Source organism: Methyloceanibacter stevinii (assembly GCF_001723355.1).
GTDB lineage: Bacteria > Pseudomonadota > Alphaproteobacteria > Rhizobiales > Methyloligellaceae > Methyloceanibacter > Methyloceanibacter stevinii.
The window spans coordinates 20,603-43,393 of sequence record NZ_LPWE01000005.1 but is presented as its reverse complement, the minus strand read 5'-3'; the positions used below and the strand labels follow the sequence as shown (position 1 = coordinate 43,393).

General features: G+C 62.7%; 23 protein-coding genes, 1 tRNA gene and 1 pseudogene. 11 read left to right on the top strand and 14 right to left on the bottom strand.

Annotated elements, in window-relative coordinates; genetic code table 11:
- Positions 1 to 71: 71 nt before the first annotated feature.
- Positions 72 to 653, bottom strand: a complete 582-nt coding sequence (locus AUC70_RS03430; protein ID WP_069443612.1) for a YqaA family protein — start codon at positions 651 to 653, stop codon at positions 72 to 74.
- Between the two features lie 137 nt (positions 654 to 790).
- Between AUC70_RS03430 and AUC70_RS03425 the strand changes: the two genes are divergently transcribed.
- A tRNA-Leu gene (locus AUC70_RS03425) sits at positions 791 to 876 on the top strand.
- 39 nt (positions 877 to 915) lie between these two features.
- Here AUC70_RS03425 and AUC70_RS03420 read toward each other — a convergent pair.
- Positions 916 to 2,265, bottom strand: coding sequence for a CapA family protein (locus tag AUC70_RS03420; RefSeq protein ID WP_069443611.1), 1,350 nt, complete (start codon positions 2,263 to 2,265; stop codon positions 916 to 918).
- 228 nt (positions 2,266 to 2,493) lie between these two features.
- Here AUC70_RS03420 and AUC70_RS03415 point away from each other — a divergent pair, with 228 nt between their 5' ends.
- The 4 genes from AUC70_RS03415 to AUC70_RS03400 all read left to right on the top strand — a co-directional run bounded on the left by AUC70_RS03415 (position 2,494) and on the right by AUC70_RS03400 (position 5,895).
- Complete coding sequence (locus tag AUC70_RS03415; protein ID WP_069443610.1) at positions 2,494 to 3,039, top strand: SH3 domain-containing protein; 546 nt, start codon at positions 2,494 to 2,496, stop codon at positions 3,037 to 3,039.
- 343 nt (positions 3,040 to 3,382) lie between these two features.
- Positions 3,383 to 4,327: an alpha/beta hydrolase gene (locus AUC70_RS03410; RefSeq protein WP_083241220.1), complete on the top strand. Its 945-nt coding sequence runs from the start codon at positions 3,383 to 3,385 to the stop codon at positions 4,325 to 4,327.
- Positions 4,311 to 5,429, top strand: coding sequence for a ligand-gated ion channel (locus tag AUC70_RS03405; protein ID WP_141701932.1), 1,119 nt, complete (start codon positions 4,311 to 4,313; stop codon positions 5,427 to 5,429). The genes AUC70_RS03410 and AUC70_RS03405 overlap by 17 nt, the downstream gene beginning before the upstream one ends.
- Positions 5,430 to 5,541: 112 nt before the next feature.
- Positions 5,542 to 5,895 carry a hypothetical protein gene (locus tag AUC70_RS03400; protein WP_069443608.1) on the top strand — a complete coding sequence of 118 codons (354 nt, stop codon included), beginning with the start codon at positions 5,542 to 5,544 and terminating at the stop codon, positions 5,893 to 5,895.
- A gap of 3 nt (positions 5,896 to 5,898) precedes the next feature.
- Here AUC70_RS03400 and AUC70_RS03395 read toward each other — a convergent pair whose 3' ends face one another.
- The gene (locus tag AUC70_RS03395) at positions 5,899 to 7,170 is read right to left on the bottom strand and encodes a cytochrome P450 family protein (protein ID WP_158007350.1); all 1,272 of its coding nucleotides are present in this window, start codon (positions 7,168 to 7,170) and stop codon (positions 5,899 to 5,901) included.
- Positions 7,171 to 7,229: 59 nt separating this feature from the next.
- On the opposite strand from AUC70_RS03395, the gene AUC70_RS03390 reads away from it, so the two are divergent.
- On the top strand, positions 7,230 to 7,700 hold the full coding sequence (locus AUC70_RS03390; RefSeq protein ID WP_069443607.1) for a DUF6790 family protein: 471 nt from the start codon (positions 7,230 to 7,232) through the stop codon (positions 7,698 to 7,700).
- Positions 7,701 to 7,713: 13 nt separating this feature from the next.
- Here the strand turns inward: AUC70_RS03390 and AUC70_RS03385 are convergent, their stop codons facing one another.
- The 3 genes from AUC70_RS03385 to AUC70_RS03375 are packed head-to-tail and all read right to left on the bottom strand — an operon-like array spanning position 7,714 to position 8,793.
- Positions 7,714 to 7,977 carry a DUF6582 domain-containing protein gene (locus AUC70_RS03385; RefSeq protein WP_069443606.1) on the bottom strand — a complete coding sequence of 88 codons (264 nt, stop codon included), beginning with the start codon at positions 7,975 to 7,977 and terminating at the stop codon, positions 7,714 to 7,716.
- 5 nt (positions 7,978 to 7,982) lie between these two features.
- Positions 7,983 to 8,363: a cupin domain-containing protein gene (locus tag AUC70_RS03380; protein ID WP_244505476.1), complete on the bottom strand. Its 381-nt coding sequence runs from the start codon at positions 8,361 to 8,363 to the stop codon at positions 7,983 to 7,985.
- On the bottom strand, positions 8,353 to 8,793 hold the full coding sequence (locus AUC70_RS03375) for a nuclear transport factor 2 family protein (protein ID WP_083241218.1): 441 nt from the start codon (positions 8,791 to 8,793) through the stop codon (positions 8,353 to 8,355). The genes AUC70_RS03380 and AUC70_RS03375 overlap by 11 nt, the downstream gene beginning before the upstream one ends.
- A gap of 84 nt (positions 8,794 to 8,877) precedes the next feature.
- On the opposite strand from AUC70_RS03375, the gene AUC70_RS03370 reads away from it, so the two are divergent.
- Positions 8,878 to 9,498 carry a cysteine hydrolase family protein gene (locus AUC70_RS03370; protein WP_069443604.1) on the top strand — a complete coding sequence of 207 codons (621 nt, stop codon included), beginning with the start codon at positions 8,878 to 8,880 and terminating at the stop codon, positions 9,496 to 9,498.
- A gap of 6 nt (positions 9,499 to 9,504) precedes the next feature.
- Here AUC70_RS03370 and AUC70_RS03365 read toward each other — a convergent pair whose 3' ends face one another.
- The 3 genes from AUC70_RS03365 to AUC70_RS17035 all read right to left on the bottom strand — a co-directional run bounded on the left by AUC70_RS03365 (position 9,505) and on the right by AUC70_RS17035 (position 11,776).
- Positions 9,505 to 10,056 (bottom strand): hypothetical protein, encoded by a 552-nt coding sequence (locus tag AUC70_RS03365; protein WP_141701931.1) that lies wholly within the window; start codon positions 10,054 to 10,056, stop codon positions 9,505 to 9,507.
- Positions 10,057 to 10,149: 93 nt separating this feature from the next.
- Entirely contained in the window at positions 10,150 to 11,415 is a 1,266-nt protein-coding gene (locus tag AUC70_RS03360; protein WP_069443602.1) for a type I glutamate--ammonia ligase, read from the bottom strand.
- An 85-nt stretch (positions 11,416 to 11,500) separates the two neighbouring features.
- Positions 11,501 to 11,776: a phasin family protein gene (locus tag AUC70_RS17035; RefSeq protein WP_158007349.1), complete on the bottom strand. Its 276-nt coding sequence runs from the start codon at positions 11,774 to 11,776 to the stop codon at positions 11,501 to 11,503.
- Positions 11,777 to 12,575: 799 nt separating this feature from the next.
- Between AUC70_RS17035 and AUC70_RS03350 the strand changes: the two genes are divergently transcribed.
- Positions 12,576 to 13,040: an MEKHLA domain-containing protein gene (locus AUC70_RS03350; RefSeq protein ID WP_069443600.1), complete on the top strand. Its 465-nt coding sequence runs from the start codon at positions 12,576 to 12,578 to the stop codon at positions 13,038 to 13,040.
- Here the strand turns inward: AUC70_RS03350 and AUC70_RS03345 are convergent, their stop codons facing one another.
- Positions 13,041 to 13,277: a hypothetical protein gene (locus AUC70_RS03345; protein WP_069443599.1), complete on the bottom strand. Its 237-nt coding sequence runs from the start codon at positions 13,275 to 13,277 to the stop codon at positions 13,041 to 13,043.
- A 773-nt stretch (positions 13,278 to 14,050) separates the two neighbouring features.
- Between AUC70_RS03345 and AUC70_RS03340 the strand changes: the two genes are divergently transcribed.
- The 3 genes from AUC70_RS03340 (at position 14,051) to AUC70_RS03330 (ending at position 16,553) form a co-directional block, all read left to right on the top strand.
- Entirely contained in the window at positions 14,051 to 15,019 is a 969-nt protein-coding gene (locus AUC70_RS03340; protein ID WP_069443690.1) for a tellurite resistance TerB family protein, read from the top strand.
- 124 nt (positions 15,020 to 15,143) lie between these two features.
- Complete coding sequence (lysM, locus tag AUC70_RS03335) at positions 15,144 to 15,590, top strand: peptidoglycan-binding protein LysM (protein WP_069443598.1); 447 nt, start codon at positions 15,144 to 15,146, stop codon at positions 15,588 to 15,590.
- A gap of 177 nt (positions 15,591 to 15,767) precedes the next feature.
- Positions 15,768 to 16,553 carry a hypothetical protein gene (locus AUC70_RS03330; RefSeq protein ID WP_069443597.1) on the top strand — a complete coding sequence of 262 codons (786 nt, stop codon included), beginning with the start codon at positions 15,768 to 15,770 and terminating at the stop codon, positions 16,551 to 16,553.
- Between the two features lie 128 nt (positions 16,554 to 16,681).
- Here the strand turns inward: AUC70_RS03330 and AUC70_RS03325 are convergent, their stop codons facing one another.
- From AUC70_RS03325 to AUC70_RS03310, 4 genes and pseudogenes are all read right to left on the bottom strand, one after another.
- Positions 16,682 to 17,653, bottom strand: a complete 972-nt coding sequence (locus tag AUC70_RS03325) for an HpcH/HpaI aldolase/citrate lyase family protein (RefSeq protein WP_069443596.1) — start codon at positions 17,651 to 17,653, stop codon at positions 16,682 to 16,684.
- Between the two features lie 17 nt (positions 17,654 to 17,670).
- Positions 17,671 to 20,378, bottom strand: a pseudogene (locus AUC70_RS03320) (phosphoenolpyruvate carboxylase); the annotation flags it as partial.
- 275 nt (positions 20,379 to 20,653) lie between these two features.
- Entirely contained in the window at positions 20,654 to 21,538 is an 885-nt protein-coding gene (gene sucD, locus AUC70_RS03315) for a succinate--CoA ligase subunit alpha (RefSeq protein ID WP_069443595.1), read from the bottom strand.
- Between the two features lie 25 nt (positions 21,539 to 21,563).
- Positions 21,564 to 22,742 (bottom strand): malate--CoA ligase subunit beta, encoded by a 1,179-nt coding sequence (locus AUC70_RS03310; protein WP_069443594.1) that lies wholly within the window; start codon positions 22,740 to 22,742, stop codon positions 21,564 to 21,566.
- Between the last annotated feature and the right edge of the window lie 49 nt (positions 22,743 to 22,791).

Here is a 22,791-nt window from a genome sequence, read left to right as displayed (position 1 = left end):
CGCGCCGCCGAACACAACGGCGCTCGCCGCCATCATCCGCCCCGCCAGCGTGTCGCGCGTGTCTTCCATGGTCACATCACGTATTTGATGAGCACGAAGCCGCCGATCAACAGCACCACGAACACCACCGACAGGATGCCGAAATACTTGTCGATGAAGTTCTTGATCGGCGGGCCGAACCAGTAGAGGAGGCCTGCGAGCGCGAAGAAGCGAATGCCGCGCGCGGCGACACTGGCGACCATGAACACGAAGAAGTTCAACTGCGTCACGCCGCTGGCGATCGTGATGACCTTGTATGGAAAGGGCGTCACGCCAGCGATGAACACGATCCAGGCGCCATAATCGTTGTAGCGGGCGGCGAAGTCCTCGAACTTCTCCCCGTAGCCGTAGAAGTTCAGGATCGGCTGACCGATCGTATCGAACAGGAAGTAGCCTATGATGTAGCCGAAGATGCCCCCCAGCACGGAGGCGATGGTGGCGATGGTGGCAAAGAGCCAGGCCTTGCGCCGCTCCGCCAGTACCATCGGAATCAGCATGATGTCCGGGGGGAGCGGGAAAACCGAACTCTCGATAAAAGACACCCCCGCAAGCGCCCAGGGCGCGTTCCGGTGCGCCGCGAGATCCATCATCTTGTCGTACGCGCGCTTCAGCATGGCGCTTCCTTTAGCGGTGCGCGCATCGCCTGTCTATCGCCGCGGATGAAGGGCTGCGGCGAAACGAGCCGATGCCGCTTTGGCGAATCCGAAGATATTGACCCGGCGCGGGCCTTGGCCCATGTTCCGCCCCCTTGGCCCCAGTGGCGGAATGGTAGACGCGACAGACTCAAAATCTGTTGTCCGCAAGGGCGTGCTGGTTCGAGTCCGGCCTGGGGCACCACAAGACCTGAGCGATTCGGTCCGAACCTAAGGTGCGAAGTCACTCGGCGGGCCCTGCCCATTCGACGCCCGGCCCCAACACCAGATCCGCATAGCGCTTCATACGGGCGATGTACTCAGGGCAATGTAGTCCGCTGGCGCCGTCAAGGTGGTCGGAGAGCTTCTCGATCCGCGTCTCCAGCGTGCCGGAATTGTCGACGGAACGCCGAAACACCGGCGTCACACACGCCCCTTCGATATACGTTCTTTGCTCTCCGTCGAGACACCCTTTGGCAAGGCCAAGATTCAAGACGATGCTCAAAGCGATATAGGGCGCGTCGAAGCCCCATGTCAGCGTCCCCAGCGAATAGGCGATGACGGCGACACGCCGGCTGTCTCTCTTGGTGCGGTAATACTCGACCGGCTGAACGACGTGCGGATGGCCGCCAATAATGGCGTCCGCACCGTACTCGATGAGCTCGTGCGCCGCGACGACTTGGCTCCTGCGCGGGAAGAACTCGAACTCCCAGCCCCAGTGCAAGGACGCGATGATGAAGTCGCAGTCTTGGCTCTTGCAGTCGTCGATTTGCCGCTTCACGAGATCGAGCTCGGGCTCCACGAGCTTCGAACTCAACCGCGACACATGGATCCGGTATTTCTCGTCGTCCGGCAGTTCGCGTCCATTGAGACCGAAGGTTGCGGACGCGAAACCGATCTTGATGCCGTCCTTGATGAGCACCTGAGCCCGGCCATACTCGGCCCGAGCCCGGTTCGTGCCGATATCGGCAATGTCATTCTTGGAAAAAACAGCCTGGGTCGTTTCGATTCCTTCGACGCCATAGTCGAACGTATGGTTGTTCGCGAAGTTGAGGGCCGTGAAGGTCTTGCCCTTGTAGCCCTTGAGAACGTCGAACTGCGCCTCCGAGCAACATTGAACAGGCGCCCCCCTGTCGCTCACGACTTCCTTTTGCAAAGGCTGCGTGGTGATAGGCGACTCCAAATTCGCAAACGAGATCGACTGGTCGAACAGCAGGTCGGCGATATTGCCAAAGAGGTGATCGCTCGAATAGCGTAAGCCATCGGCTTGCAACTGAAGGATGTCGCCCGCCGCGCCCATCGTAACGACGTGCTGTTTCTCGAACCCCTGCGGGAGCGCGACAATGCTGCTGTCGGTCGTGAGCAAATCGGCAACACCGTCCTCCATAAGGGTGACCGGGTTGGCTGCCTTGTAGACCCAGTAGAAGATGTCGAACTCGTCCATCTCCTCGAAGGTCGTAGCGGCATCCTTGTATGGCGCCTCCCAGAAGCCGAACTTCCCGGCAAGTTTGAGCGCCGTATCGAGCGCCGACCGGAGCTCGCTCGAAGAGATCTCGACCGTCTCCGCGGGAGAATTCGGGAGCGTCTTGCTCATGCTTCGTCTCCAATGCCGATCCTTCGGACGGGCGCGTGATCGCCGCTGGGGTAGTTGCATAGGCCAACATCCGTCGCCGGCAAAGACCCCGCCTCACACGCACCGAAATAGGGGATCCACCCTATCGAGCCTGCCGCAGCGCCCGATTAGCTTCTCCTCATCGGCCAGTCCTTGGCCATCCAAGTTCCCTCCGTATCGACGGAAACCAAATTGAGAGAGGCAACGACCATGAAAACCCTGTTCGCAAATTCCGGCCGTCTGCTGGCCGCACTCACCCTTGGCGCTGCGTTCTTTGCCATCTCGGCTCCCGCGACGCTCACCGATGCCCAGGCGGCTTGCGTCTCCGGCGTCGCGAGCAACGACGTGCTCAATATCCGCACCGGCCCTGCCTCCAGCTACAACATTGTGGGCTTTATCCGGCCCGGCGAATGCGGTGTCGTCACCGGCCGCCGAGAGGGGAACTGGATTTGGGTCGACCATGGCCGGGGCGGCTTCGTCCATTCGGCCTATCTGAGGAAGCGAGACGAAGGCGGCGATGGCGACCATGGCGGCGGCCAGCGCGGAGACGCCGACGACCCGGCTTTCCGCTGCGTCGTTGGCGTCGCCTCGAACGACGTGCTGAATGTTCGCTCGGGCCCCAGCGCAAGCTACGCGATCGTCGGACGGCTGACGAACCACACGTGCTTCGTCGAAGTCATCGCCAAGCGCGGACGCTGGTTCAAGATCGCCAAGGACGGCACCACCGGCTGGGTGAACAGCCGCTATCTCAACTGATCCGCAATCGGCACTGCGGAATGCAAGAGAGGCCGGACCTTGTCTCGGCCTCTCATCGCGCGTATGCAGCGCGTCCCCCGGCCCAAAGCTGAACAGGACGCGCCGCGAACTATCCGGGACGTTTCGACGGTTCCTGAGAAGGTGTAGCGAGAAACACACCCCAAGCCTCTTCAATCTTCGTCAGAAGGGCTTATGTAGAGACCTGCTTTAGTCGCGGTTGGGCTGGCTTTAGAGCACCGAAAAGCTTTACCCGAGGGGCGCAAGTCCGTTAGGTACGGTGTCGCTTTTCTTCCTTGCTGCGCGCGGCATTCAATATCGTATTGGACCATCAGGACGGGCACCGGTGAAACTAGACCGCGAGACCGAGGCGCTGCTCTTTTGGGTTTCGTCATCCACGACCAAGCCTCTGTGGCAGATGGACCATGAGACCGCTCGGGCGGAATATCGCCGCTCGATCTCCAAGACCGATGTCGGCCTGATCGAGATCGGGTCCACGCGGGACCTGGAGATCGAGACGCCCGCGGGCGCCATTCCCATCCGCGAATATATCGCCCCGGTCCCCAGCGGCGCTGGCATCCTCTTCTTCCATGGCGGCGGCGGTGTGCTCGGCGATATCGATACCCATGACACGCTCTGCCGGGCCCTCTGCCTCGATACTGGCGCAACGGTGTTTTCCGTCGACTACCGCCTCGCGCCAGAGCACCCGTTCCCGGCTGCAGTCTACGACGGCGTCGCGGCCCTCAAGTGGCTGACCGCAGCCGCGCCCGAGCTGTCCATCGACCCGGCGCGCATCGCCGTTGCCGGTGACAGTGCGGGCGGGTCGCTTGCCGCCGTCGCGTTGCACGAGACCAAGGGCCGGCTCGTGGCGCCCGCGGCGGCCCAACTCCTGATCTACCCGGCCCTGGACCTGCGCGCGAAACAGCCCTCGCGCAAAGACCTCGTCGATCAGTTCCCAATCCCCGAGGACATGCTCTACTGGTTCTTCAACCACTATTTCGGTCTGGCCTGGCCGATTGCGGACCCGCGCGCGATTCCGGCGCTGTACGAGGACGATTCCGGCCTGCCGCCTACGCTCATCATTACGGCCGGCTTCGACCCCTTCCGCGACGAGGGCTTCGAGTATGCCCAACGGCTCGCGGCCGCAGGTGTTCCGGTTGAATACGAGTGCTATGAAGGCACGGTGCACGGCTTCATGAACATGGGCCGGATGCTGCGCGTGGCGTACAAGAGCATGCGCCTGCGCATGAGCACCTGGCTGAAGGAGCAACTCGATGGCCCTGGCGCCTAGACGAGCGGAGCAAAGCCACCATCTGGCTTCCTTGCTTCACGCCTTGTGCCGCACCGCGCCGCGCGCCGCTGCCGTAATCGCGGCATCCCTCGTCGCCTTCATTTGCACGGCCGCAGCAACCTTGCCGATGGCGATGGCCCAGACACCGCCGGCCAGCGTCCCGAAGCCGGTGCAGCAGGCGATCAAAGGCGCGCCGGCGCCCGGTCCCGAGGAAGTCGTCGTCGGCGCCTATATCAACGACATTCAGCAACTCGACTTCAAGGCGAACAACTACGTCATCGATCTGTATGTCTGGTTCCGTTGGACGTCGCCGGACATCGATCCCTCCAAGAGCATGGAGTTCATGAACCGGTTCGCGTCGGACGACAATCTGCGCGAGGCGCTCACCGAAGAACCCGAACGGATGCCCGACGGCGGCTACTACTCGATCCTCCGCTATCAGGGGCTCTTCTCGACGAAATTTCAGCTCGCGACGTTCCCCTTCGACACCCAGCACCTCACGGTCATCATGGAGGATACGCTCGCCGGCACCGGGGACCAGGTCTACGCGCCCGACGGCAAGACGCCCGTCATCGTCGATCCCGTGATCACACTGCCGGGCTTCCACGTGGGAACGCCCACGATGAAGATTACGACAAACACCTATCCGACGAACTTCGGCGATCTGTCCGTGTCCGATGCCGAGCCCTACTCGCGCATCGTCCTCTCGATCCCGGTGACGCGTCCCATGGTCGCTATGTCGATCAAAACCTTCATCCCTATCGCCCTGATCGTGGTGTGCGCCCTGCTCGTCTATTTCGTGCGCCCCGTTTATGTCGAGGGCCGGATCGGCCTTGGCATCACCGCCTTGCTGACCCTGGTGGCGATCCAGCTGACGGCGACATCGTCGCTGCCGGATGTCGACTACCTCATGATGATCGACAAGATTTTCATGCTCGCCTACCTCTTCATCATCGTCGCCTTGGCGCGCGTCGTCGCCACATCCTGGCGCGGCGAGGCCAGCGAAGCGGAGACCAAGGCGCAGGACCGCCGCTGGGCCGTCTGGGCACTGTCGATCTATCTGATTGCGAGCGCGGTGGTTGTCTGGACCGCGCTTTGCTGAGCGTTCAAGTCGACGCCGGTTGCAATCCGGCCCACGCTAGTACATGACGGATAATACGCTGCCGGCCGGCAGCGATTCGAACACTCCACCTAACGATCGGAAGGACACGCCAATGCCGATGAGGGCCCTACGCCTCGCCACGATGACGCTCGCACTGTTGATTGCGGCGTCGGCCGCCCAGGCCTTCCCCGCCGGCGACGTGGGTGCGGGACTGCCCCAGTCGTTGGAAGCGATGCGGTCCGGCCCGCCGCTGGTGCTCATCAAGAAGAGATGCGGGCCGCGCTCGATCCTGCTCGAAGGACGGTGCATCAAGAAGAGCGAGGCCGCAGGCTTCTGTGGCCCGGGCTATCGCGTCCAAGGCGACAAGTGCGTCCAAGGCGCCTACCAGGGTTCCACCAAAGGCTCGCGCGGCTGTCCGGCCGGACAGGTGTGGAACGCTCAGGAAGGCTGCCACTACGACGACTAGCAGTTACGCCGCCTTTCGGCGGCTACCGGCGTTCAACCGCACCGGCAGCGCGAACACCCCGCGCAGTCCGAAGCGTTCGATCCAGGGAAGATCGTCCGGCGCCGCGAGCTCCAGGTCGGGATAGCGCCCATAGAGCCGGGACAGCGCCGATTGCGCCTCCACGCGCGCAAGCTGCATGCCGAGACAAAAGTGGATGCCCGTCCCGAATACGAGATGCGGATTGGGCAGGCGGTCGAGCTTCAGCGTGTCCGGTCCGTCGAACGCGGCCGGGTCTGAATTCGCGGCCGCCAGGAGGCCGACAATGTTCTCGCCGCGCTGAAGTTTCTGGCCGAAGAACTCGCAGTCCCGCGCCACGTAGCGCGGCTTGGTGCTCTGCACCGGCGTCATGAAGCGGCCGAGCTCTTCGACCGCGCGCTCCATGCGCGTCGCCGGGTCGGCAAACAGGAACGCCTTCTGCGCAGGATTCTGCTCCAGCGCAATCACGCTGTCGGCGATGAGATGCGTCGTCGTTTCGAATCCCGCAAACAGCAGCAGGAACACCATCGACAGCAGCTCATCCTCGCTGAGCTTGTCGCCGTCCTGCTCCGCGCGAACCAGTTCGCTGATGAGTCCTTCGCGCGGGTTTCGACGGCACTCTTCGATCTGTTCACGGACGTAATTCACGACGCCCGGCATCGTGAACACGACCCGTATCGCGGCGAACCCGCGCAAGGCGGACGTCATGTGCCCCGCCCATTCCTCGAACTTGCCACGGTTCTCCTCCGGCAGGCCCAGAAGCCAGCAGATGACTTCCAATGGAAACCGGCGCGCGTAAGAACCCACTAGGTCGATTTCATCGACCCCGTCGATGTCGTCGAGAATCCGGTCGGCCAGACCCTCGATCTCGGCGCGCATGTCCCGGACGAGCCGCCGCTGAAAGGCTTGGTCCACCAGCTTGCGCAAGCGCCGATGATCAGGCTCGTCCTTGAGCAGCATGTTGTTGCTGAGAACCTTGATGGCGTGCGGCATCCACCAGGACAGCCCCGCGACACCGGACTTGCCCGCATGGCGGCCTTCCTGCACGAACAGCGCATTGTCCTTCAGCATGGCGGCCGTGGCCTCGTAGGTCGTGGTCGCCCAGACCTTTCCGACGAAAGGCAGCTTCAATGGGACGACAGGGCCCGCCTCGCGAAGACCTGCAAAGAACGAGTATGGATCCTGCTTGCTCGCCCGGCTTTGCAGATCGATCCGCAACGGCGCGCGCAACGAATAGGATTTCTGATAGCCTGCAGCCATCGAAGTGGTCTCCGAATCAGTCGTTCGTTTCATCATTCACCTCTTGGAGCGTCGGACCCATGAAGCAACTGATCGCCGCGCTTCCCGCTCTCTGCTATGCGGCCGCCCTCACGCTCGGCTTTCTCGAGGTCCCTCAGCCGTTTGGAGCCGAGAGCCTTGGGCCGACTTTGCAATGGATGCTGTCCCTCGGGCTTGGTGTGCCCAGTCTATGGGCCGCGTTTTCCCATGCCGTGTTCGCCGATCATGTCGCCCAGTCCATCGGCTGGCCCCCGAGCCCCTTTCAGAAGGAAATTGCCGGCGCCAATCTCGGCATCGGCCTTGGTGCTATCGCGGCATCCATCCTGGGGCCGGAAGCAGCGTGGGCGATGACCTTCATGGCGGCGGGCTTCCTGTGGAGCGCGGCATCGGTCCACATCGCCGACATGATCAAGCGTCGAAACTTCGCCATCAACAATGCCGGGCCGATCTTCTGGTGGGACATCCTGACCCCACTCACGCTCCTGATAGGGCTGCTGATTCTTCACCGATAAACGGGCCCCGCGCCTAGCGCCCGAGCTCCCGCCAATTGTTCTCGTGCAACTCGACGCCGTAGTGAGCCGCGGCTTTCTTTATGTTGGCGAAGGCAAGATCCCGGTCGGCGTCCGAGACTCCCTCGACTTGATCGAAACGGGCCAGCGCATTCTTCACATGCGTCGCGTCCGTCAGCGGCTCTTTGCGCTGGCGGGGAAAGGCGTACACGCTTTCGGGAAGTTCGGCACGGTCGTGAATCTCGCCGTGCTCGCTGTGGGGCATCCACGTCGCTTCCATAGGAGTTACTCCTTATCGCCGGCGCCTGCCGGCGCCGCATCAAAGTGGACTGCCAACCATATGGTGGGCGGCTCGGCCTGTGTCCAGGTCACAAGGTGACGGCAATGAGCGGGCAGCAGCAGCCAATCTCCGGGCGCGAGTTCGCGGTCGCGGCTTTCGCCGTCGATGCGCAAGCGAGCCGCCCCCGAGACAAGCAACACGAACTCGTCGCGGCTCTGATCGTACCACTCGCCGTCAGGCGTTGCCTGGCCGGTCGAGACGATTCGCTCGATGCGAACCCCGGGACTCTCGAATATCCCGTCGAAGAGTTCTTCAGTTTGCGGACCTGCCGGGAGCCCGACGTTCAGCGCCCCCGACAGCACCCGGCCGTCGCGCTCAAGGGGCAATCGTCGTCACCTGGTAAAAGCTCTCCAGCCATTTCCCGTCCTTCTTCGTCATAATCGACGTGATGAAGACGGTGCTGTCGACGGGCTTGTCTTCGTAAGTGCCTTCGAATTTTGCGGTCAGCGTCCGCATGGCGCTGTCGGGGCCCAAGAAGACGACGGTCGGCTCGCTGAGGTCGGTTTGCTTGATATCGGTCTTCGAGAGCCCATCGATCATCTGCTCGACCGTCTCCGGCCCCTGATGAAAAGGCAAGACGGCGATGTGATCCTCGGTCATAAGTGCCTTGAGCGCATCGGGATCGTCCGTCGCGAAAGCCTCATCCAGCTGGCCGACAGCATTGTCGATCGCCTCGACATCGGCAAGGCGCTCGTCGGCGAAGGCTGGCACTGTAAGGAAAATGCACGTTATAAGTGTAGCAAGTATTTTGATCATGCTAGGCTCCTGTCCGGATCGCTACCGAGTGACAATTGCTATTTCATCCCGACGAACCGACTAACACAACAGACCTTCCATGCCATGGCATCTTCCGACTTCCTAACCCGAGGACGGCCGATCTCTAAGGGCACGGCCGCCCTGCTGATCATCGACGTGCAGAATGGAACTTGCGGGCCCGAACAAGCCCGGCGCCGTCCCGAGTTGCACGCCGCGCTGAGGGACCGTGTCTTGCCCCACATCGAAAGCCTGCTCCACGCGTTCCGGCGCGCCCGCATGGAGGTGATCTTCACGGTCATCGAGAACTTGACGGCAAACGGCCGCGACAGAAGCCTCGACTACAAGCTCTCTGGCATGGGGTTCCAGAAAGGCTCGCACGAAGCGCAAGTGATCCCACAGATCGCCCCCAAGGAGGACGAGCTGGTCCTCCCCAAATCGTCGTCGTCCGTCTTCAACTCGACGATGCTCGACTATGTCTTGCGGAATATCGGCATCGAGGACGTCTTCGTCGCCGGCTGTCTCACGGATCAGTGCATCGACCATGCCGTGAAGGACGGCGCGGATCGCGGCTACTACATGACATGCATCCACGATGCCTGCGTCGCGGAGACGGAGGCACGACACGAGGCGGCCCTCTCCTGCTTTGGCGGCTATTGCCGGATGCTCAGCACGGAAGATGCGCTGAGCATGCTCTCCGGCGATTGACCGCTGCTAGTTCGGCGCGTTCAAGACCTTGATGTCGTAGGGCTTCAGTTCCTTGGTGGTCTTGAGGAAATCCGTGATCTCGTTGACGCCGTCCACGGTTGCCGACGACCATAGGTTCGTCGTGCAGGTCGTGTCGGTATAGGTATCGGTTACAACGAGATACGGGCCCTGATTTCTGTCGACCGTGCAGGCACACGACGCCTTCTTAGGATCGTCCATGTCCACAATGCAGGGCTTGTCGAGACACCACGCCCAAGGGCGGTCGTTGTTGCAAGCCGCGTAGCTCTTGATGGGATAGTAGCGCGAGCTGATCTCAGTGCCCTTGTCGGTCTCCACGCTGCCGGTGCATGGCTTCTGACCCGCCGAATACCCCGTCTTCACATCGCAAGCGCAAGAGACCGTCTCGGTGCTGCCGTCGGCAGGCGTACAGGCCGCCGTCGTGCACAATGCATACGTACTCTCGCAAAGAACAAAGCTGTCCTTCGAGTCCTCGTCACATCCGGCGAGCGCAAGACAGCCCAGTGCGGCAATAGAAAAAGCGATAATCCGCATCCACATGATCATGGTCCTCCCGTTCCATCCTATCGCGGCAATCCCTAGCGACTGGTTCGCCTTGGAAACACCGTTGACGGAGCTTTGTCCCCAGTCGGCTCAGTAGACTTCGGCATAGCGCGCGCACAGTTCCGCCTCAGGCAAGTCCGCCACATAGGCTGCTTCCGATCGCTTGTGCCGCAAATAGGCCTCGAAGAAGACCGGACCGAACCACGACCTCATCGCTTCGCTCGCTTCCATCAGATCCAAAGCGGCACTCAAGGAAGACGGCAGCGGCGTCGTCGTCTTCGAAATTTTCAGTTCGCGCGCGATCCCGTCGACCCCGGCGAAGATCATCGCGCCGAGCGCCATATAGGGGCTGGCCGCCGCATCGCTGACGCGGAACTCGAGATTGAACTGCGCCTGCCGCTGCTCCTCTCCCGCCGCGTCGAAGACGGGACAGATTCGAAGCGCGGCCCCGCGATCCTGCAGTTTGATGTCGGCCACGGTCGGCGCCCAGCGGTCGGGCACGAGCCGCAAGTAAGACACCGGCGACGGCGCGGTCACCGCGCACAGAGCCGGAAGATGGTGCAGGACGCCGGCGGCGAAATGCGCCGCGACAGCGCTCAGGCCCATGGGACCGTTTGGATCGCTTGTCACCGGTGCGCCCGAGGCGTCATGGAGGCTGAAATGGATGTGCACGCCGTTGCCGGCCCCGCCCGCCACGGGCATCGGCGAAAAGATGGCGCTGTTCTCCAGACGGAAAGCGGCACCGCGCGCCATCTCGCGCGCGATCACGCCTGCATCCGCCGCGGCGAGTGCGGCGTCGGGCCCGACCGTCATCTCGAATTGCCGGGGCCCATACTCGGCCAGGAAGGAATCCGGATGGACGCTCGCGGCGCGAATGGCCGCCATCACCATCTCGCCGAAGACGCCCTGGCGCCGGAAGGCATTCAGGCTATAGGCATGACCCGGCACGTCCTCGACGCCCGTGTAGACGAACTCCTGCTCGAACGCGGCGAGGAGTTCGAGACCGCAGGCCTCTTTCAACGCATCGGTCGCGCGCCGCAGAAATGCACGGACACAGCATTCCCAGGGGCTCCCGTCCGTGTTGCGGATATCGCCGAGAAAGAAGTGCTCGGGTGCGGATCCATCGCGAAAGTCGACATGCACCTCCGCGGTCGGGTCCGGCACGATCATGAGATCGCCCGCCGTGCCGAAAGGCGTATCGAGAATGGGGCCGAAGCAGGTCTGCATGAGATTGGAGTGCGTCCAACCGATGCCGAGCTTCCGCCGGGCGGGCAGCTCGGTGGAGGGAAACCCCTTGCCGCGAACGAGTCCGGCAATGTCGCACGTCCCGACGAACGTCAAATCCTCGCGCAGCATGACACCTCCCCACGTCGACGATGCGAGTGTGTCAGTCTACGCCAGGCAGCGGCGTTAGGGAGCCGCAATTGTCGGCGGCGGACCGTTAGAGCGGGCGAATTTGATCGCTGGCCGTCTTGACCCAGGCGGCCGACAGGCTTTGCAGTTCGCGCGCCTGCGTTTGAACGGCCCCCATATGGTTGAACCAATAGGCGACCCCGAGGCGCATGGCCTCCATCGGCGTTTTCGCTCCCGCCAGATCGCGGGCGAGCTCGAGCCCCGCGCTGACGTTCGAATGGGCGATATCCACCAGCTTGGTATTCACCGCGAGGGCGGCCGGAACGGCGCTCTGCAGAGACCGTCCCAGCAATGGCGCCGGCACGATCGCCTCGTCTGGGCCGCCGGCATGGCCTGAGCGGCTGGCTTGGCCTTGAGCGGCTTGGCGGCCGGCTTTGCGGCACCAACCTTCTTCTCCCGCTTCGCCGCGCCTTCGTCCTGCTGGCGGCCTTGTTGTGGACCTTGGCCACTGATTTGGCGGCCTTTTTGACCGCGGCGTTGGTCGGTGCCGTCGCAACGGCCTTGGCCGGAACTCCGCCCTTGCTCTTGTTAGATTTCCGCTTGGAAACAGCTGGCTTTGAGGCAACTGGCTTCACAGCACGTGGCTTCGCCTGTGACTTGCCATCATGTGCCGTGATCGTCGTATCCTTGGTCATCGCAAAACCCCGCTCTACGCATGGAATACCCCAATCCGCCGCTGGATAACGCGCGGCATGCAGAGGCAGTTTCAATCAGACGATGCCGCCACGGCGATTTCGCGGCGACGTTGCTGCAAGTCTGATGACTTGGTGTGACTGTTTCAATGGAAGCTACGGGCAATTCCGCGACAGCGTGACGATTCCCGCTTCGCGCCCCGGCTCACCGCTCTTGAGGAAGGTTAGCGCCGAAGGGTAAACAAGACGTACCGGCCGGCAATGCCCGGATGTCTATGCCGCGCCCGTGCGGCGCCGAGGTCGGGACTTGCGTGCCCGCCAGAATGCGCGGCATTTGATGAAAAGGTTCCAGAGTAGGAAGACCAGCAAAGCGGTGAACATCATACCGAAGGCGACAATCAGCATCGCTGGCTACCCGCGAAAGACGGACCGTGGCTCATGCCCCTAGCGCCCGTTCAAACCTCACCACCCATGACAATCGCCACAGACCCCGCCTTTTTCCGACTTCTTGCCGACAGTTACAAGCGGTTGCTTGCGTGCTCGCCGCCCTTTCTCGAAGGATGTGGCGGCGACGGCCCAGACTGGCTCTACGCCAGTGCGCCCAACTGCGTTCTGGCACATAACACGGCGGCCGACCCTCTGTTCCTCTACGCCAATAAGGCCGCACAGGCCCTATTCGAGTACGAGTGGGAGGAAATGGTCGGTATGCCCTCGCGATTGTCCGCAGAGGCTCCCAACCGGGCCGAACGCCAGAGGCTCCTGGACGCGGTAGCGCGTGACGGCTTTGCAACCGGCTACACCGGCATCCGGATATCGAAATCCGGCCGCCGGTTCCGTATCGAGGATGGCGTCTTGTGGCAGTTGCGCGACGCCAGCGGTACGCTCCACGGCGTCGCGGCAACATTCAGCGATTGGTCGTCTATTATAGAGCGCTGACTAGCGGTAGCCGGCTGCCTTCAGAGCGGACTGGCAGGTCTTGGAAAGGCTGTTCCGCTTCTGCCGCATGCAAACTTCCAGCTGCTTGGAGCCGATCGTCTTGTCGCTGCAGTGCCGCTTATAGTCCTGCTTGCAGCTCGCACGAATGGCTTTCGTGTAAGCATCCGCGCTGGCCACACCGGCGAAAGAGACAGCCGTAAAGCCCACGATCAACAGTCCAAAAAATACACTCTTCATGATTCAAAGTCCCTTTGTTCCCGGCAGCGCAACCTACCAAACAGCCCCGGCAGCGCAAGCCCACTTTCCGGATCGTGACGCGAAATTCAAAAAAACGCGGGTTTTGTGGGCGTGGCGCAACAGCGCATGCATGGCCATATTTGCGGCCCCCTGACGGCACTTACGGATTCTCGGGCGGTTTCTTGGGCCCTGCGAATCGCCCCCCGAGCCGCGGCATTCCGAACCGCGCGGCACCCATTTCACGAGAATGCGGGAGAGCCTTGCCGTCGAACGCCGTGACCTATCGAGAGGCGCCGCCTTCTGTAATCGTGCAGATCCGCCGCTAGTACTTCTTCTTTTTGGTCGCTCCGGGTGTCGGCGCCGCGTCGGCAATACAGTTGGTGATATACGCCTCGCGTTCACCGGCTCGAAGCGGCGGCGTCACCTTGTTTGCTTTTCTCTCGCAAGCATTACGGACCGCGTCCGACACTTGCGCCTGTGCCGAAACGCTAAGAACTGCGGGAACTGTCAGGGCGGCCAGGGCCGCTGCTGTGACTAACCTTGTCATATCACGCCATCCTTCGTTCGATTGTTGCACAGGGCATTGTAACACCCTGGTAATGCCGCGAGACCGTTCCTACATGACAGCGGCCACCGCCTGGTGGACGGTCCGCGTCCGCGGGCCGGAGGGTGCGAGGCGACGCAAGGGGTCCGAGAGACAATGTCGCCAGTTTGTCATCTGCCACACCAATAGGTGCATTGTGCGTGAAGCGTTTCTGCAAGCGGAGGCTGTCATGAACTTCGGAGATATTGTCGGTGAAATGATCCGTCAGGGCATGTCGCCCCAGACACAGCAGCGGGTCGAACATGCCACGGGCCCGGACGGCCTAGGCGGCGGATCGGGTTCCGCCGATCTCGGCGCCATTCTCGGTAGCATTCTAGGCGACTCGTCGTCCGGCAGCAGCGCTGGAGGCGGCAGCTCGGCAGGCGGCCTGGGCGATATCTTGGGTGGCCTTCTAGGTGGCCAGAGCGGTGGACAAGGTTCCGGCGGTCTTGGCGACATCCTCGGCAGCGTTCTCGGCGGTGGAAATTCGTCCAGCGGCCAGGCTTCCGGCGGTCAATCCTCCGGGGGGCTTGGCGACATCCTCGGCAATCTCGGCGGCATGCTCGGCTCACCGAGCGGTGTCGGCGGCATGAGCAAAGGCGAGCTCGGCGGTCTCGGCGCTCTGGCGGGCGCGATCCTCGGCGGCGGCGGCAGTTCCGCGAAGGGCGCGGTTGGCGGCAGCGCCATGGCCATTCTCGGCACGCTGGCCCTGTCGGCTCTCAAGAACTGGCAGGCCCAGTCGGCCGCCGGCGACAACGTCAATGCTCTCGGCCTCACCGAGACCGAAGTGAAACAGATTTCAGCTCCCGAGACGGCCGAGCTATGCCTGCGCGGCATGATCGAAGCCATCAAGTCCGACGGCCAGGTCTCGCAGGACGAGATCCAGAAGCTGACGGGCAAGCTCGCAGAGGGCGGCATCACCGACGACGAGAAACAATTCGTTCAGACCCAGATGGCGAAGCCGCAGGATCTGGCTGGGCTGGTGAAAGCCATTCCCAACCCGGAAGTCGGCATTCAGGTCTATGCGGCGGCACTGATGGCGATCTCCGTCGACACGCCGGCCGAGAAAACCTTCCTGAAAGGTCTGGCCCAGGGAGCCGGTATCGACCCCGATGCCGTCGCCCGGCTGCATCAGATGGTCGGCGCGCCGGCGGCCTAGGCTGTCCGTCTGCAAGGAACCGGAGAGACTGCGACGAGCGCATCCGACGGGTGCGCTCGAGCGGTACTAACCAAGCGGCCCTCAAACTTGGTTGAGGGCCTGTCATTCGAGGAAAGGAAACGACATGGGTTTTTTTGATTTCGTGAAGAACGCGGGCAAGAGCATCTTTGGATCGAGCGCGGATGCCGCGGAGGGCGATCCCGCCGCGGCCATCGCCAAGGAAATCGGCGATCCGAGCCTGGCCGACAAGATCAAGGTCGAGGTCGACGGCGAGACCGTAAAGGTCACCGGCGACGTACCCGATCAGGAGACGCGCGAGAAGATCATCGTGGCTGCCGGCAATGTGGAAGGCATCTCGAAGGTCGACGAATCCCTGAAGGCGGCCGACGACAAACCGGAAGGCAAGTTCCACACGGTCGCCAAGGGCGACACGCTCTGGGCCATCGCCGAGAAGTCTTATGGCGACGGCTCCAAGTACATGACCATCTTCGAAGCCAACAAGCCGATGCTCTCCCATCCCGACAAGATCTATCCGGGACAGGTGCTGCGCATTCCCATGTTTGTCGACTAGATTTCTCGGCTAAGCGCTCGGCGGATGCTTGAGCTCAAGAACGGCGGTCCTGCGGGGCCGCCGTTTTCATGTCGGCCGGTCGGCCGGGCGTGTCCTCCACTGTGCCGCCCCCAGGCATCGTGAATCGCCACGACGGCCGATTGCCTTTCCGGCATTTCTTCCGCTAGACACGGGCGCATGGGAATTCAAGACAACTTTCTCCTGGTGGGCCTCATCTCGGGCATTGCCGTGACCTTGGCGGGGATCGCCCTCCAGTTTATCGGCCACTTCTTGTTCAAGCGGTTTGGCGACGAGGACACGAAGGAGGTCGCCGGCGTGGCCGGGTTCCGCGTGGCCGCCATATTCGGCATCGCCTGCGGCCTGATCTTCGCGGCCTCCGCTGCCTACCTCATCGAGACCAAACGCGATCTGCAGGAGGAGGCGCGGCTGATCGGCACGCTGCAATTTTTCGTCCGCAACGCCCAGGAACTTCCAAACAAGGCCGAGGTCCAGGGCAACTTGCGCGCCTTTGCGGAACGGTCTCTCAAGGAGTTTCAGGCACGCGAAGGGGTCGGTAGTGCCGGCCGCCTCACCAACACCTATTTGGGCGAGAGTTGCCGCGGCATGCTGCCGGCCGAGAATGACGCCCCCGACATCGCGTGGGCCAAGAGCGAATTTCAGCGCTCCTGCAGCAAGCTCATCGACTTGCGCGGTAAGAAGCTGATCAGCTCGCGCGAACCCCTGGTCTCGACGCCCTTCTGGGCGTTCTTCGCGATCTGCTTTGCCTTCCTCGCCTTCCTGTTCGGCGTATTTCGGCTCACACCCATCAACATCGCCTTCGCCTGCATCTTCTATTTCACGACGGGCGTCACAGGCGCGATCATCTTTGCCATGAGCAACCCCTATCACGAGCCCGGCAAAGTCGATGCGAGGCCGCTGCTGTTGCTGCTCCAGGGCGCGGACGAAGCGCCCGCGACGGACTAGTCGAAGAGCCGAGCAGCGGCTTTTGCCCGAGCCAACAAAAAACGGCCGGAGCGAACTCCGGCCGTTTTGATTTGCGCTACCGGCCTTCGGCCGGCTTGAGCGCGTATCTATGTGCGCTATCGAGGGGTTTAGCCCTTGATCTGCGCGGCCTTGTCCAGCAGGGCCTGGGCCTGGCGGATCGAGGCGATGTCGATGAGACGGCCGTCGAGCGACACGGCACCCTTACCTTCCTTGGCGGCCTGCTTCATGGCGTCGACGATGCGCTGAGCCTTCTCGACCTCGGCAGCTGCCGGCGAGAAAACTTCGTTGGCGAGCGGAATCTGCGAGGGGTGGATGGCCCACTTGCCCTCGAAGCCGAGCACCGCACCGCGCTTGGCGGCGGCCTTGTAACCGTCCGGATCGGAGAAGTCGCCGAAGGGACCGTCGATCGGACGCAGGCCGTAGGCGCGGCACGCAACCATCATGCGCGACAGGGCATAGTGCCAAGGGTCGGCCCAATGATACTGGCGCTCACCGCTCTCGTCGGCGTCGGTCAGCACGCCGTGGTCCGGGTGCGGACCACCGATGCCCACGGTGCGGGCGCGGGTGGACGCGGCATAGTCGGCAACGCCAAAGCTCATGGCCTCGACGCGCGGGCTCGACTGGGCGATGGCTTCCACATTGGCCATGCCGAGCGCCGTCTCGATCAGCAGCTCGAGACCGAGCTTCTTCTCGTACTTCTTGTACTGCTCGACCTGCGTGACGAGCATGTCGATGGCATAGACGTCCTGCGGCACACCGACCTTGGGGATCAGGATCATGTCGAGCCGCGGGCAGTTCTCCAAAACCTCGATCACGTCGCGATAGGCGTAGTGGGTGTCGAGACCGTTGATGCGGATCATCATGGTCTTGTCGCCCCAATCGATGTCGTTCAGACCCTCGATGATGTTCTTGCGGGCCTGCTCCTTGTCGTCGGGAGCGACGGCGTCTTCGAGGTCGAGGAAGATCACGTCCGCAGCACTCGCCGCAGCCTTCTCGAACATGCCGGGGTTGGAGCCGGGCACGGCCAGCTCCGAACGATGCAGACGGGGTGTCGCCTGCTGGATCAGCGTAAAGCTCATTTCATTCTCCTCCTGATTTAACCCGTGGCGCCGAGACCGGCGGCCACGGTATTGATGGAAAGCAACAGCGCGGATTTGTAGGACTCGCGTTCCTGCTCGTTGTCGCTTGCTCTAAACCGGCGCAACAGTTCCACCTGTTCCCGGCTAACCTGATTGACCGTCGGCAACCGTTCGGCCAGCGATGCTTGGAATTGCTTGAAACGCTCACCCGGGAAGGTGCTGCCCGAAAGCGAAAGCACCATGTCCCGCGTGAGGGCGTACTCGTTCTCAATCATCGTGAAGATGGTTTCGCGCACCTGCTCGTCGGACACGAGGCTCGCATAGTCCCGCGCGATCTTGAGATCGACCCGCGCGAGCGCCTTCTCGACTTCGTCGACGATCAGGCGGAACAGGCGCGAACTCTTGAACATGTCGGCGAGAAGGCGTTCGCCCTTGTCGCCGCGCACTTCGAGAAAGCTCTGAAGCGCTCCACCGACACCGTACCAATTGGTGATCATGTGCCGGTTCTGGGACCAGGCGAAGACCCAGGGAATTGCCCGCAGGTCCTTCAGCGAACTCGCCCCAAACCGGCGGGCCGGCCGCGACCCGATATTGAGCATCGAAATTTCTTCCAACGGGCTCGCCGCCTGGAAATAGGCAACGAGATCCGGATTGGAAAGCAACTTGTCGTAAGCCACGCGCGACAGGCCCGACAGCGCCTCGAGCGCATCGTCGAACTCGCCTTTGGGCTTCAGCGCCGCTTCGCGTTCGGACTTCAGCGCATGTTGCAGCACGCTCGAGGCGAGCAGCTCCATCTGGTACAGCGACGTTCCCTTGTTCGCATATTTGTACGAGACGACCTCGCCCTGTTCCGTGACGCGGAACCGGCCGCGAATGGAGCCCGCCGGCTGCGCGGCGATGGCGCGGCCCGTAGGCGCGCCGCCGCGCGACACAGAACCGCCGCGGCCATGGAAGAAGGAGATCGGCGTCCCGGCTCGCTCGCCCACACGGGTGAGCTGCGACTGGGCCTTCGCCAGCTCCCAGTTCGAGGCGACGAAGCCGCCGTCCTTGTTCGAGTCCGAGTAGCCGAGCATGACCTCCTGGAGACCGCCCTGCCAGTGGGTCGAACGCCGGATCAGCGGAATGGCGAGCGCCTCGCGCATGATGGCGGGGGCCGCGCGCAAGTCGTCGATCGTTTCGAACAGCGGCACGATCGGCATGGAGCAGATCTCCGTGCCCGCCGCGTCCAGGAACAGGCCGCCATGCTTTGCGAGGAGATATGCGCCGAGAATATCGTCGACCGACCGGGTCATGGAAATGATGAAGGACCCATAGGCGTCCGGGTCGAGACCGCGGCGGATCTCCGCCGCCTGCTTGAACATCGCGATGGTCTCTTCCGCCTCGGCCGGCATCGGTTCGCCGGTGGGATCGGACGGAAGCGGACGGGCCAGGGCCCGTAGCAGCCAGGCGCGCCATTCCGGTGAGCCAAGCTCCGGCGGATCGCCCTCGGCATGGCCTTCGGTGCTCCACCATAAGGCTTGCACGGCCTGTGTGGTCCGTGTCGTGTTCTCGCGAAGATCGAGCCGCACTGTCGAAAAACGGAATAACTCGACCGCGCGCCGCACCGGGCACACCATGTCGGCCGCGATCGTCGGGCTTCTTGCTTCCGTCAGCGCGCGCTCCATGCGCCGCAGATCGTGGATCAACTCGTCTGCATTGGTGTAGTGGGGCGTGCCGACTTCGATCTCCGTGCCCTCGGCCCGCTGAATGGTGGCGTCGAGCTTGCGCAAGATGCAGGTCAGAAACTGACGGTAAGGCTCGCCAGGATTGCGCTCCTTGATCGTGTCTCCGGCACCGCTCGCCCGCAGTTCGTATGCCAGGTCCTCCTGGAAGCCTCCGGCACCGGAAGAGCGCGCTGACTGATGGACAGCGAGCGGGCCAGGGCGATGAGACGATCGCGGTAGTGGTGCAAGGCGGCCATCGCGTTCTTGCGGAGCGCCCAGCCCGTGACCTCGGTGGTCACGAACGGATTGCCGTCACGGTCGCCACCGATCCAAGAACCGAACTGGAAGAAGGGCGGCAGGTCGAAATCGGTGTCGGGATAGTTCCGCTTCAGCGCGCCTTCGAGCAGACCCATCATCTCCGGCGCCTTCTCGAACAGGGTCTCGTCGAAGAAGTGCAGCCCCCGGAGGACTTCATGCTCGACCGTGGGCTTCTGCAGGTGCAGCTCGCCGGTCATCCAAACCAGTTCGATCTGATCCCTGATGTCGGCCAGTATCTGCTGCTGCTCCCGGTCGGTCCAGCGGACCCCCTCAAGCTCCCGGAGCAGGAGGTAGATCTTGCGGTACTTCTCGAGGACGGTGACGCGCTTGGACTCCGTCGGATGCGCGGTGATCACCGGACGGATGCGCAACGTCTCCAGGAGGTTCTGGATTTCACGCGCGCCGACACCGGCGTAGCGGGCCTCGGTCAGGACGTGATCGAAGGTCCCCAGCAACGCATCACGGCCGCGCGTACGTTCGATGAAGCGGCGCCGGCGCATCGTCGCGTTCTGGTCGGCGAGGGACAGGAGCTGGAACCAGATTCCTTGCGCGGACAGAGCGCGGGCCATCAGCTCGGGCGAGAACTCCGTGATGGATTTCTCGGCCGAGCCGGTCAGGACCGGCTCGAGCTCGGGCTGGTGGCGGCGGACGACGTCGAGCAGAAGGTCGAACAAGATCTCGGCGGCGCTTCCGGCGATGTACCCGTGATCTTGGCTGCAGTGGCCACATCGGCCACCACATCGCCATCTCTCACATCCTCGTCCATGATTAACGCCCGCACTCCGATCTCACCGACCGGTTTTCTTATTCGAAGCCGAACGTCGAACGCGACGCTCAGCACACTGTATTCCGACCGCCGTGTCCGGCGACTGGCAGCCAGATGGGGCCGATCGGTCCCACCTGCAATTGTTGGCTCGTCTGGAAAAGGCCGGTTCTAGCATAGGCCGCATCTATGACCCGGGGGTGTCCGGCGTCTTCCTTAGACTCCCAGAACCTTGGCGACGGTGGAACCGAACTCGCTCGGATTCGGGGCCACGGTGAGCCCGTTGGCCTTCATGATCTCGGCCTTCTCGGCTGCGCTGTCGCCCGCTGCCGAGATGATCGCGCCGGCGTGGCCCATGCGGCGACCCTTCGGTGCCGTGAGACCCGCGACGAAGCCGACCACCGGCTTGGACATGTTGTCCCTGATCCATGCCGAGGCTTCGGCCTCCTGCGGACCGCCGATCTCGCCGATCATCAGCACAGCGTCGGTTTCCGGATCCTCCTCGAACAGAGCAAGGTGATCCAGGAACGAGGACCCGTTGATCGGGTCGCCGCCGATGCCGACGGATGTCGAGATGCCGATGCCATGATCCTTCATCTGCGCCGCAGCCTCGTATCCGAGCGTGCCGGAGCGCGAGATGACGCCGACCCGGCCCTGCAGATAGATGTGGCCGGGCATGATGCCGAGCATGGACTTGCCGGGGCTGATGATGCCCGCGCAGTTGGGACCAACCATCATGGTCCGGCGGTCGCGCGGATAGCGCATCAGATAGCGTTTCACCCGCATCATGTCCTGCGCCGGGATGCCGTCGGTGATGGAGCAAACCAGCTCTATACCGGCGTCGGCGCATTCCATGATCGCGTCCGCGCAAAAGGCCGGCGCGACGAAGGTGATCGAAGCCTCTGCTCCGGTTTCCTTGACCGCCTCTTTGACCGTGTTGAAGAGAGGACGGTCGAGATGCCGGCCGCCGCCCTTGCCCGGCGTCACACCGCCGACCACGTTCGTGCCGTACTCGATCATTTCCTTCGCGTGGAAGGTACCCTTGTCGCCGGTCATGCCCTGAACGATCACCCGGGTTTTTTCGTCAATCAGAATACTCATTGTGAATGTTCTCCGATGATCGTCTTTACGCGGCCTGCAACTTGCCCTGACAGGCCTGAACCGCTTTCTCGGCGGCCTCGGCGAGCGTGTCGGCCGTGATCAGCTTGAGCCCGCTCTCCTCGAGGATCTTGCGGCCCTCTTCGACATTGGTGCCGGCGAGGCGCACGACCAGCGGAACCTTGATGTCGAGGTTCCCGCAGGCCTGAACGACACCCTTGGCGACCCAGTCGCAGCGATTGATGCCGGCGAAGATGTTCACCAGAATCGCCTTCACGTTGGCGTCGGAAACAACGAGCTTCATGGCCGTCTCGATGCGGTCAGGCGAAGCGCCGCCGCCCACGTCGAGGAAGTTGGCCGGCGCGCCGCCCGCGTGCTTGATCATGTCCATGGTGGCCATGGCAAGACCCGCACCGTTCACGATGCAGCCGATGTCGCCTTCCAGACCGATATAGTTGAGATTGTGCTCGGCGGCCTGGGCCTCGCGCGGATCCTGCTGCGAGGGGTCGTACATGTCGGCAACGTTGTGGCGGCGGAACAGGGCGTTGTCGTCGAACGACATCTTGGCGTCGAGGGCGAGAACGCGATCGTCCTTCGTCACGACCAGCGGATTGATTTCCAGCATCTGAGCGTCGCAATCGCGGAAAGCGCGATAGGCGTTCATGATGGTCGAGACGCAGCTCTGAGCCTGCTTTATCGACAGACCCAGCTGAAACGCCAATTCGCGAGCTTGGAAGGACTGCAGACCGACGGCCGGCTCGACGATGACCTGAAGAATGGCGTCGGGGTTGTTCTTGGCGATCTCTTCGATCTCCATGCCGCCTTCCTGCGAGGCGATAACACGGATGCGCTCGGCCTTACGGTCGAGGACATAGCCGAGATAAAGCTCTTTCTCGAAGGGCTCGGCCGCTTCGATATAGACGCGCTGAACGGGCTTGCCTTCGGGGCCGGTCTGATGCGTGACCAGACGCTTGCCGAGCAGCTCCTGCGCCGCCTCGCGGACCTCATGATAGGTCTTGCAAATCTTGATGCCGCCGGCCTTGCCGCGCGCGCCGGCGTGAATCTGCGCCTTGACCGCCCAGCTCCAACCGCCAAGCTCGGTCGCCGCGTAAACGGCCTGATCGGGGCTGAATGCCACCGCGCCTTTCGGCACCGGAACGCCGAAGCTACCCAGAAGTTCTTTGGCTTGATACTCGTGAACGTCCACGTCGTTCCTCCTTCTAAAAAGTCACTTCGCCGGGCTTTCTTTTGGGAGA